At 62.2% G+C, this 11,743-nt stretch carries 7 protein-coding genes; 2 read left to right on the top strand and 5 right to left on the bottom strand.

The features are described 5' to 3' along the window. Positions 1-16 precede the first annotated feature (16 nt). From ACP7BZ_RS09315 to ACP7BZ_RS09305, 3 genes are read right to left on the bottom strand one after another with little or no spacing between them, the layout of a single operon-like run. Complete coding sequence (locus ACP7BZ_RS09315) at positions 17-1,738, bottom strand: ABC transporter ATP-binding protein (protein ID WP_426112327.1); 1,722 nt, start codon at positions 1,736-1,738, stop codon at positions 17-19. Then, positions 1,735-2,763 (bottom strand): ABC transporter permease, encoded by a 1,029-nt coding sequence (locus tag ACP7BZ_RS09310; RefSeq protein WP_426112429.1) that lies wholly within the window; start codon positions 2,761-2,763, stop codon positions 1,735-1,737. Before ACP7BZ_RS09310 ends, ACP7BZ_RS09315 begins: the two co-directional genes overlap by 4 nt. Continuing rightward, positions 2,763-3,701: an ABC transporter permease gene (locus tag ACP7BZ_RS09305; RefSeq protein ID WP_426112325.1), complete on the bottom strand. Its 939-nt coding sequence runs from the start codon at positions 3,699-3,701 to the stop codon at positions 2,763-2,765. The genes ACP7BZ_RS09310 and ACP7BZ_RS09305 overlap by 1 nt, the downstream gene beginning before the upstream one ends. A gap of 545 nt (positions 3,702-4,246) precedes the next feature. On the opposite strand from ACP7BZ_RS09305, the gene ACP7BZ_RS09300 reads away from it, so the two are divergent. Next, positions 4,247-7,030 carry a TonB-dependent receptor gene (locus ACP7BZ_RS09300; protein ID WP_426112324.1) on the top strand — a complete coding sequence of 928 codons (2,784 nt, stop codon included), beginning with the start codon at positions 4,247-4,249 and terminating at the stop codon, positions 7,028-7,030. Between the two features lie 88 nt (positions 7,031-7,118). Here the strand turns inward: ACP7BZ_RS09300 and ACP7BZ_RS09295 are convergent, their stop codons facing one another. Beyond that, complete coding sequence (locus tag ACP7BZ_RS09295; protein ID WP_426112322.1) at positions 7,119-7,322, bottom strand: hypothetical protein; 204 nt, start codon at positions 7,320-7,322, stop codon at positions 7,119-7,121. 433 nt (positions 7,323-7,755) lie between these two features. Here ACP7BZ_RS09295 and ACP7BZ_RS09290 point away from each other — a divergent pair, with 433 nt between their 5' ends. After that, positions 7,756-10,542 carry a TonB-dependent receptor gene (locus tag ACP7BZ_RS09290; RefSeq protein WP_426112320.1) on the top strand — a complete coding sequence of 929 codons (2,787 nt, stop codon included), beginning with the start codon at positions 7,756-7,758 and terminating at the stop codon, positions 10,540-10,542. 109 nt (positions 10,543-10,651) lie between these two features. On the opposite strand, the gene aroG is transcribed toward ACP7BZ_RS09290, so the two are convergent. After that, complete coding sequence (gene aroG, locus ACP7BZ_RS09285; protein WP_426112318.1) at positions 10,652-11,710, bottom strand: 3-deoxy-7-phosphoheptulonate synthase AroG; 1,059 nt, start codon at positions 11,708-11,710, stop codon at positions 10,652-10,654. Between the last annotated feature and the right edge of the window lie 33 nt (positions 11,711-11,743).

Genomic DNA, 11,743 nt, shown 5'->3' with positions numbered 1-11,743 from the left:
TCGCTCCCCTGCGCCGTCAGCGACCGCGTGGAATTGCTGCCAGCAGCGCCCGCGTGTATGGCTGCTGCGGGTGATTGTAGAGCGTATCGGCGGCAGCCAGTTCCACCACTTTACCGTTCTGCATCACCATCACCTGGTCAGCGATGTAGTGGACCACGGCCAGATCGTGCGAAATAAAAATGTAGCTCAGGCCAAATTCATCCTGCAAATCCTGCAGCAGGTTCAGTACCTGGGCTTGCACCGAGACGTCCAGCGCCGACACCGATTCGTCGCACACCAGGATCTCCGGCTGCATGGTCAGGCAGCGCGCTATGGCAATGCGCTGGCGCTGGCCGCCGGAAAATTCGTGCGGATAGCGGTGCATCGCCTGCACCGGCAAGCCGACCCGCAGCAACAGCGCTGCGGCCATGGCGACGCGCGCGCTGTCATTTAAACCGATGCGGTGGATGCGCATCGGTTCGAGCAGAATCTGGCCCACCGTAAAACGGGGATTGAGCGAGGCATAGGGATTCTGGAAAATGATCTGGAGGCGCCGCTTGTACGGTTGCCAGGCGGCCTTCGACAGGGCGAACAGGTCGCGGCCGTCGAACAGCGCGCGGCCGGCGCTGGCCTGGTGCAGGCGCAGCAGCGTCAAGCCCATGGTGGTCTTGCCGGAGCCGGATTCACCCACCACGCCCAGCGTGCGGCCGCGCGCCAGCGCAAACGACACATCGTCGACCGCCTTGAACTCGCGCTTGCCGAACAGGCCCTGGCGGACATAAAAACTTTTCGACAAGCCTTCGACCACCAGCACCGGTGCGCCAGCGCCCGCAGCGCGGCGCGCCACCGATGGCACGCTGCTGGCATTCGCGCTGGGCTCGGCAGCAGCGGCCATCACCTCGTCGATGACGGGCAGGCGGCGCGGATGCCGGTCCATGCGGGGCCGACAGGCCAGCAGCGCGCGCGTGTAGGGATCGGCCGGGCTGGCGAAAATTTGCGCGGCGCTGCCCGCTTCGCGCACCACGCCGTGGCGCATGACGATGACGTGGTCAGCGATGTCTCCCACCAGCGCCAGGTCATGGGTGATGAACAGTACCGCCATGTTGCGCTTGCGTTGCAGATCGGCCAGCAATTGCACGATCTGCTGCTGGATGGTGACGTCGAGCGCGGTGGTCGGCTCATCGGCAATGAGCAGTTGCGGCTCGCAGGCAATCGCCATGGCGATCATCACGCGCTGCTGCTGGCCGCCCGACAACTGGCTCGGGTAAGCAGCGCTCTTGTGGCTCGGGTCGGGAATACCGACTTCAGCGAGCAACTCAAGGGCGCGCGCGCGCGCCTGGCGCGCGCTCATGCCCAGGTGCAGGCGCAGCACTTCGGCAATCTGAAAGCCGACCGTGAATACCGGGTTAAGCGACGACATCGGCTCCTGGAAAATCATGGCGATGTCCTTGCCACACAGGCGGCGCCGTTCCGCCAGCGGCAAGCCGAGCAGCTCGCGGCCGGCAAAACGAATCCGGCTGCCCGCATCGATGCTGCTGACAGCACTATCGAGCAAACCCATCACGGCCAGCGAGCTGACCGATTTACCGCTGCCCGACTCGCCGACCAGGGCAACGGTGGCGTTACGCGGCACGTCGAACGAGATACCCTTGAGCGCTTCCACGCTGGTATGTTGATCGACGCGAAAGCGCACCCGCAGATTGCGCACCTGCAGCAGCATGGCCGCGTCAACGGCCGGCGTGGGATCGAAAGGCGTCATTTGAGCTTGGGGTCGAGGGCGTCGCGCAAGGCGTCGGTGAGCAGGGAAAAGGCGGTCACCAGCAGCGCCATGGCGATGGCGGCGGCCGTCATCTGCCACCACTTACCGAGGATCAGTTCGTTCTGCGCTTCGTTGAGCATGCTGCCCCACGACACCGTGCCGACCGGCACGCCAAAGCCGAGAAACGACAGAATCACTTCGGCCTTGATGAAACCCACCACCAGGATCGACAGCTGCACCAGCGCCACGTGGCTGACGTTCGGCAAGATATGGGAAAACATCTGGCGCGCATGCGAGGCGCCGATGGCGTCGGCGGCCATCACGTATTCGCGCGCCCTGTGCTTCATGTACTCTGCGCGCATCAGGCGAAACGGCCCGGTCCAGCCGGTCAATCCCAGAATCAGCACGATGGTGCCAACGCCCTTGTGCTGCAGCACCGCCGCCACGGTGAGGATCATCAGGATGGATGGAATCGCCGTAAAAATGCTGTAAAACCAGTTGAAGGCGTCATCGACCACACCGCCGTAAAAGCCGGCCAGCGCGCCGAACAGGGTGCCCAGCGCCACCGCCAGGCTGGCGGCGACCAGGCCGACGACGATCGAGGTCTGGCCGCCCTTGATGGTCTTGCCGATGATGTCGTGCCCCCATTTGTCGGCGCCGAACGGCAGGCTGGCGCGGCGCTCGGCAGGGGCGATGGCGCCGTGGCCGCCGGCGGCGCGGATCGCCTTGATGTCGTCCAGCAAAGGGTCGAAGCGGTTGTCGGCTGGTACTGCCGGCGCCAGCGGCGCGGCCGCATCGGCCACAGCATCGAGGTCGGCGCCGACAAACGATGGCGGCGCATAATTGACGCCCACTTCGCGCTCCCAGCCGGCGGCGACCAGCCCCAGGCTCGACAACAACACCAGCAGCAGGAAGGCGCCCACCACCACCAGCGCGCCGATGGCGACGCGGTCGGCGCGCAGGCGGCGCCAGGCCAGCGTCCACAGGCCGGCAGAAGCGTTGTCCGCTGCCATCCTGCTGGCCATCATTTGAGCACCACGCGCGGATCGACCGCCTGGTACAGCACATCGGTCAGTAAATTGAACAGCATGGTGGCGGCCGCCACATACACGGTGATCGCCTTGATGACGGGAAAATCGCTGCGCTCGACGGCGAGAATCACTTCGCGGCCAATGCCGGGAATCCCGAAAAAGCGCTCGAGCAAAAACGCGCCGATCAGCAGCGCCGGCAAGTTTGCCATCAGATGGGTGAGAATGGGAATGGCGGCGTTGCGCAACACGTGCACCCAGACGATGCGGCGCTCGGAGAGTCCCTTGGCGCGCGCCGTGCGGACATAGTCCTGGCCAGCCTCGTCGAGCACAAAACTGCGGTACAGGCGCAAGGTGGGCGCCAGCGAGACGACCAGGCCGATCAGGATCGGCAAGGCGGCGTAGCGCAGCAGGTTCTCGCCCAGACTGGCGCCCCAGCCCTGCACAGGGAACCAGCCCAGCTGGTACGCCAGGCCATATTGCAGCACTGCGATATACACCAGGATGGAAATCGACATGCCGACGGTACAGGCGAGCATGACGGTGCGGTCGAAGCGCGAGCCGCGCGCGAAGGCCAGCGCCAGCGCCAGCGCCACCGCCACGCCGGTCTCAAGGATCGTCAGGGGAATCAGCACCGTCAGCGACGGTCCCAGCCGGCTGGCGATGATGTGTGAAACGGGCTCGCCCGTACTCCAGGCATTGCCAAAATCAAAGGTCACAATCTGCCGCACAAAAATGCCCAGCTGCACCCAGACCGGCTGGTCGACCCCCAACTGCTGGCGGATGCTGGCGATCTGTTCCGGCGACGACATCTTGCCGGCCAACAGGTAGGCAGGATCGCCACCGACCCAGTTAAACAGGACAAATACCAGCAGCACCACCCCCGCCATCGTGGGCAGCATCTGCCACAGGCGACGCGCAATATAGGCAAGCATAAACATTCCGGCAGGCCGCGGCCGCTAAAAGGCGTAACGATAACGCAAATCAGCGGTGTCAGGGATCATTGCCGGGTCAGGCACATGTCACTGAACTGTCACAATAAAACAACAAAACCGGTGAATTCAACTTTGCCAATACGCAAGGTTCACAAAAATATTTTTGATATGTATCTTTTACTGCATCGCAGCATAAACACGGGACTCTCGACTAACCATTAATATCTGGGCGCTGTCCGCGCTCTACCCCTACAACATAATTTCACTGCTGCAGTGCAACATTAAATAAATTTACAGTTGCACTTACGCAAAGATGTGTTGTATCCCCACAAATTGCTAAGAGGCAAGGCATTGACACCCGCATACGTGGGTGGTCAGATGTCTTCCGCTGGAAATTTATTCTTACTAATATTTTCTCGCACCCCCTAATGCTGATGTGCAATTTGCCCGTCAGGCAGTTGAAATTTTCTCTTTTTTCGGGCTGGTGGCGAATACATCTACGCCGCGCCCCCCATTTTTAACCACCGCAATTCTCTGGAGTTCATATGTACAAGAAAACAGCTGTCGCCCAAGCGGTTTCGCTGGCCCTGGCGGCAATCGCCCTGGCCCAGCCTGCCCTGGCGCAAGAAGCCGTCTCGGGCGCGCCGATCCAGCGCGTCGAAATCACCGGTTCGAGCATCAAGCGCGCCAGCGCTGAAACCGCTTCGCCGGTGCAGATCATCACCGCCGCCGACCTTGCCAAATCGGGCAAGGGCACGGTCGCCGAGTACCTGCAAACCTTGACCGCCGACGGCGCTGGCTCGCTGCCAACCGGCTTCGGCAATGGTTTTGCCGCCGGTTCGACCGCCATTTCGCTGCGTGGTCTGGGTGCCACCTCGACCCTGGTGCTGCTCAACGGCCGCCGGATGGCGCCGTTTGCCCGCGCCGATGATGGCCAGAAAAGCTTCACCGACCTGTCGACCGTGCCGATGGAAGCTGTCGAGCGCATCGAGATCCTCAAGGACGGCGCTTCGTCGACCTACGGCGCCGATGCCATTGCCGGCGTGGTCAACATCATCCTGAAAAAGAATTACCAGGGTCTGACCGCCAAGGTCGAACTGGGCGAATCGCGCTACCGCGACGGCGAAACGCAAAAAGCCTCGGTTACCTGGGGCAAGGGCGACCTCGATACCGACGGCTACAACGTCCTCGTCAGTGCCGAGCTGTATCAAAACAACGAACTGCTCAACAAAGACCGCGCCGACCGCGCCTGGATCGGCCACGGCGACATCCGCCCATGGGGCTATCCGCTGGCCACCCAGTTCGCCGCTGGCGACGTCCGTGGCGGTGTGGCTGGTGCCACCCCGACCGGCGCCATCCGCAATCCCTTGACCAACGCCTACGAATACCTGCCAGGCTGCAGCACCTTCTCGACCTCGGTGCAACCGGTGCCAGCCAATGGCTGCGTATGGCACGCGGACCAGTTCCGCTCGATGCAGCCGCAAATCAATGGCGGCAATCTGTACGCCCGCGGCACCAAGATCATCAGCAGCGACCTGCAGGTCTACGCCGAAGCCGGCTACTCCAGGCGTGACACGGCGTTCACCCTGACGCCCGCGTCGATCACCCCGACCATCGCTTTCCCGCCCAACGCCACCTTCCCGACCGGGGTGAAGAACTTCGGTTCCGGCGCCGGCACCACCATCGTGCTAGCCGCCAATCACCCGCAAAACCCGTACGGCGTGCCGGTGCGCGTGCGTTACTCGGCATTCGACGTCGGCGCCAGCACCCGTTCGGCCGACAATGCCTTCAGCCGTTTCGTGGTGGGCGTCAAGGGCAACAAGTTCGGCTGGGATTTCGATGCCGGCTATGTGCACTCGCAGTCGACCCTCGATCTTGCCTACAGCAACATGCTCAACATGAACGTGGTGGCAGCGGCGCTGGGCAATCCGGCCAGCCCGTACTTCCCGTACTACATCGGTACCCAGGCTGGCAAGAACCCCGCTTCGCTGTACGCAGCGATGGTGACGACGGCCACCTCGCACTCGGTCACCAAGCTCGACATCGTCGACTTCAAGGCTTCGCGCGAGTTCTTCCAGCTGCCAGGCGGCGCCCTCGGCGTTGCAGTGGGCGCCGAACACCGCCGTGAAAAACTCGACAACCCATCGTTGTCGGGCACCCTCGACGGTTCGATCAACTCGTCCTACGTGGCCGCCAAGGGCGACACCAATGTGTCGGCCGTGTTCGTCGAAGTGGCAGCACCAGTGCTGAAAACGGTTGAACTGTCCGCCGCCGCCCGTTATGACAAGTACGCCAACTTCTCGGCCACCACGCCGAAAGTGGGCGCCAAGTGGACCCCGGTGCGCACCTTTGCCCTGCGTGGTACCTACTCGGAAGGCTTCCGCGCACCAGGTCCTGCTGAAGCCGGCGTCGATTCGCAGTCGACCGGCACCGCCACTGCCCGCGATCCAATCCGTTGCCCGAATGGCACGCCGGCACCGGGCGCCAGCACCAACGATTGCTCCGCTTCGATCGCCGCCGTCAAGGTCGGTAATCCGAATCTGAGCCCGGAAAAATCGAAAGGCGCCACCCTGGGCCTGGTATGGGATCCGCTGAACAACACCAGCCTGTCGCTGGACGCCTGGAAGATCAAGCGTAGCAACGAGATCAACCCGCTGCCGTACAGCGAAGCGGCGGCCCTGCCGACCGCTGTGCGTTCGGACAACAACCTGGTCGTCAATGGTGTGGTGATCCCCAACTCGGGTACCCTGCTGATCTCCAAAGCGCCTTACCGCAACTCGAGCTACACCGAGATCAAGGGCGTCGATCTGGACATCAAACAGCGCTTCGGCCTGGGCAGCTACGGTCGCGGCACGGTGGGCCTGACCTGGACCCACATCGCATCGTGGATGCGTGCTGAGTCAGAAACCGTCAAGTACCAGTTTGCCGGTACCCACGGCAATTGCGATACCTCGAACTGCGCCGGTACGCCAAAAGACAAGATCAGCATGGTTGCTGGCTGGGACTGGAATGCCTTGAACGTGACGGCCACCGCCAACTACCGTTCGGACATGAAAAACGTCCTGTTCGTCGGTGACGTCTGCGCGTCGAAACTGGCCAATGGCGCCGATGCACCGAACGGCTGCAAACTGGCATCGTTCACCACCATCGACCTGTCGGCCCGTTACAACCTGACCAAGAACATTCAACTGTTCGGCTCGATCAACAACCTGTTCGACAAGATCGCCCCGCTCGATCCGTTGACCTACGGTGGCCTGAGCTACAACCCGATGGATGCCAGCGGCGCCATCGGCCGTTACTTCAAGGCCGGTGCCCGTTATTCGTTCTAATCCCGTTCTACTCGTTGAGGCCGGCCGCAAGGCTGGCTGACAAACAAAGGGCGCTGAGAGATCAGCGCCCTTTTTTTTGCGGCTTTTTTTAGGCGGCGAACTTCCCCATGATCTCCTCGGCGCTGCCGCCAGCCTGCCGTAACGTGCCGCCACCATCGTCCGCAGCGTGTAACAAATAGCGCGCCAGGCGGTGCGCCGCATGGCATAAACCGATGGAAAATCCCTCTTGCGGGCGGCGCTGCTGAGCGCCACAGCAGCGGACGGCGGCGCTCAAACCGTCGCAATTAAACAACAAATGCCTCCTGTGGGCAGTGCCCGCGATACGCCATCGTAAAAAAATATGTGATGTGCACATTTTGCTGCACTGCAGCAGGACGCTGGCCTGCCGTGGGCACCAGCGAAAAAAAGCACCCCAGGCTGCGCAGTGTGGTGATTGCCTTGCACGCAATATTGCATCGCAATAATAATCAGATGGCATATTGTCAGCTGGCAAAGTTGTGTTGCATTCCCACGAATTGCTTAAATACAATGTGTTGACACCAATAGACCCGGATGGTCATATATTCAAACGCAAGGATATTTTCACTACATTTACTGAAAATGCAAATTGTAAATTTTCATTTAAGACATAAATTAGTTTTCCCATTCCATTCTTAGCCATCAACGCGAATACACATTCTTCGCAGCGTGACGTCTTTTAACCATTGAAATTCCCTGGAGTTCATATGTACAAGAAAACAGCTGTCGCCCAAGCGATCTCGCTGGCCCTGGCGACACTCGCCCTGGCCCAGCCCGCCCTGGCACAGGACACCGTTTCGGCCGCCCCCATCCAGCGCGTCGAAATTACCGGTTCGAGCATCAAGCGCGCCAGCGCTGAAACCGCTTCGCCGGTGCAAGTCATCACCGCTGCCGACATGGCCAAGTCGGGCAAGGGCACGGTCGCCGAGTACCTGCAAACCTTGACCGCCGACGGCGCTGGCTCGCTGCCAACCGGCTTCGGCAATGGTTTTGCCGCCGGTTCGACCGCCATTTCGCTGCGTGGCCTGGGTGCCACCTCGACCCTGGTGCTGCTCAACGGCCGCCGCATGGCGCCGTTTGCCCGCGCCGATGATGGCCAGAAAAGCTTCACCGACCTGTCGACCGTGCCGATGGAAGCAGTCGAGCGCATCGAGATCCTCAAGGACGGCGCCTCGGCGACTTACGGCGCCGACGCCATTGCCGGCGTGGTCAATATCATCCTGAAAAAAAATTACCAGGGTCTGACCGCCAAGGTTGAACTGGGCGAGTCGCGTTACCGCGATGGCGAAGCGCAAAAAGCCTCGGTTACCTGGGGCAAGGGCGATCTCGACACCGACGGCTACAACGTCCTCGTCAGTGCCGAGCTGTATCAAAACAATGAACTGCTCAACAAAGACCGCGCCGACCGCGGCTGGATCGGCCATGGCGATCTCCGGCCATGGGGCTATCCGCTGGCCACCCAGTTCGCCTCCGGCGATATCCGTGGCGGTGTCGCTAATGCAACCCCGACTGGCGCCATCCGCAATCCCTTGACCAACGTCTACGAATACCTGCCCGGCTGCAGCACCTTGTCGAGCTCGGTGCAACCGGTACCAGCCAATGGTTGCGTATGGCACCAGGACCAGTTCCGCTCGATGCAGCCGCAAATCAATGGCGGCAATCTGTATGCCCGCGGCACCAAAATCATCAGCAGCGATCTGGAGGTCTATGCCGAAGCCGGCTACTCCAGGCGTGACACGGCGTTCACCCTGACGCCCGCGTCGATCACCCCGACCATCGCTTTCCCGCCCAACGCCACCTTCCCGACCGGCGTGAAGAACTTCGGTTCCGGCGCCGGCACCACCATCGTGCTGGCCGCCAATCACCCGCAAAACCCGTACGGCGTGCCGGTGCGCGTGCGTTACTCGGCGTTCGACGTCGGCGCCAGCACCCGTTCGGCCGACAATGCCTTCAGCCGTTTCGTGGTGGGCGTCAAGGGCAACAAGTTCGGCTGGGATTTCGATGCCGGCTATGTGCACTCGCAGTCGACCCTCGACCTCGCCTACAGCAACATGCTCAACATGAACGTGGTGGCAGCAGCGCTGGGGGACTCGACGAGCCCGTATTTCCCCTACTACCTCGGTGCCCAGGCTGGCAAGAACCCCGCTTCGCTGTACGCAGCGATGGTGACGACGGCCACCTCGCACTCGACCACCAAGCTCGACATCGTCGACTTCAAGGCTTCGCGCGAGTTCTTCCAGCTGCCAGGCGGCGCCCTCGGCGTTGCAGTGGGCGCCGAACACCGCCGTGAAACACTCGACAACCCATCGTTGTCGGGCACCCGCGACGGTTCGATCAACTCGTCCTACGTGGCCGCCAAGGGCGACACCAATGTGTCGGCCGTGTTCGTCGAAGTGGCAGCACCAGTGCTGAAAACGGTTGAACTGTCCGCCGCCGCCCGTTATGACAAGTACGCCAACTTCTCGGCCACCACGCCGAAAGTGGGCGCCAAGTGGACCCCGGTGCGCACCTTTGCCCTGCGTGGTACCTACTCGGAAGGCTTCCGCGCACCCGGCCCTGCTGAAGCCGGCGTTGAATCGCAATCGACCGGCACCGCCACCGCCCGCGATCCGATCCGTTGCCCGAATGGCACGCCGGCACCGGGCGCCAGCACCAACGATTGCTCCGCTTCGATCGCCGCCGTCAAGGTCGGCAATCCGAATCTGAGCCCGGAAAAATCGAAAGGCGCCACCCTCGGCCTGGTGTGGGATCCGCTGGACAACACCAGCCTGTCGCTGGACGCCTGGAAGATCAAGCGTAGCAACGAGATCAACCCGCTGCCGTACAGCGAAGCGGCGGCGCTGCCGACCGCTGTGCGTTCGGACAACAACCTGGTCGATGCAAGCGGCGCCGTGATCCCCAACTCGGGCACCCTGCTGATCTCCAAGGCGCCTTACCGCAACTCGAGCTACACCGAGGTCAAGGGTGTCGATCTGGATGTCAAGCAGCGCTTCGGCCTGGGCAGCTATGGCCGCGGTACGCTGGGCCTGACCTGGACCCACGTCGCGTCGTGGTTGCGTGCCGAGTCGGCCACCGTCAAGTACCAGTTTGCCGGTACCCACGGCAATTGCGATACCTCGGACTGCGCCGGTACGCCAAAAGACAAGATCAGCCTGGTTGCTGGCTGGGACTGGAATGCCCTGAACCTGACCGCCACTGCCAACTACCGTTCGGACATGAAGAACGTGCTGTTTGAAGGCGACCTGTGCGCATCGAAACTGGCCAGCGGCGCCGATGCACCGAACGGCTGCAAACTAGCATCGTTCACCACCGTCGACCTGTCGGCCCGCTACAACCTGACCAAGAACATTCAACTGTTCGGCTCGATTACCAACCTGTTCGACAAGGTCGCGCCGCTCGATCCCCTGACCTACGGCGGCATGAGCTACAACCCGATGGACGCCAGCGGTGCCATCGGCCGTTACTTCAAGGCCGGTGCACGCTTCACGTTCTAATCCCCGTTGCCGTCGTTGAGGCCGGCCGCAGGGCCGGCTGACCAAGGGCGCTGAGAAATCAGCGCCCTTTTTTATGGTAGCCGGCCCGATTGCGCCGCAATGCTCGCCCTTATTCGCGGCACAGCCGGCGCTGACGCACCGCCGCCGCCAGGTTGTCGAGCACCAGCAGGCTGCTTTCCCAGTCGATGCAGCCATCGGTGACTGACTGGCCGTACACCAGCTCCTTGCCAGGCACCAGATCCTGCCGCCCCGCCACCAGGTTCGATTCAACCATCACGCCGATGATGCGGTCCGCTCCGGCCGCCACCTGGCGGGCGATATCGGCGCACACGGGCACCTGGTTTTCCGGCTTTTTCGAACTGTTGGCGTGCGATGCGTCGATCATCAGGCGCGCCGCCAGCCCCTGCGCGGCCATCTGGCGGCAAGCATCGTCGACGCTGTCGGCATCGTAGTTCGGGGTCTTGCCACCACGCAGGATGATATGGCAATCCTCGTTGCCGTTGGTCGACACAATGGCCGAGTGGCCGCCCTTGGTCACCGACAGGAAGTGGTGCGGCTGCGAAGCGGCCTTGATGGCCTCGACGGCGATCTTGATGTTGCCATCGGTACCGTTCTTGAAGCCAACCGGACACGACAGCCCCGACGCCAGCTCGCGGTGCACCTGCGACTCGGTGGTGCGGGCGCCGATCGCTCCCCAGCTGATCAGGTCGGCGATGTACTGCGGACTGATCACATCGAGAAACTCGGTACCGGCCGGCAGCCCCAGCTCATTGATATCGCGCAGCAGCTCGCGCGCCATGCGCAAGCCATCGTTGATCCGAAAACTGTTGTCCATGTAGGGATCATTGATCATGCCCTTCCAGCCGACGGTGGTGCGCGGCTTTTCGAAATACACGCGCATGACGATTTCCAGTTCGCCGGCATAGCGGCCGCGTTCGGCCGCCAGCCGCGTGGCGTACTCCATCGCCGCTTTCGGATCGTGGATCGAACAGGGGCCGATCACCACCAGCAGGCGGTCATCCTGGCCGTGCAGGATGCGGTGCAGGGCCACGCGCGCATTGGCCGCAGTGGCACCGGCCGCTTCGCTGCAGGCGAACTCGCGGATCAGGTGCGAGGGCGGCGTCAGTTCCTTCATTTCGCGGATGCGTAAATCATCGGTGCGTTGCATGCGGTTCTCCGGGCAGGTAAGGACAAGAATCAA

It is taken from the genome of Massilia sp. PWRC2 (assembly GCF_049896725.1).
Lineage (GTDB): Bacteria > Pseudomonadota > Gammaproteobacteria > Burkholderiales > Burkholderiaceae_D > JAFCUW01.
The sequence above is the reverse complement of the archived record's forward strand: the minus strand, read 5'-3'. Positions and strand labels throughout refer to the sequence as shown.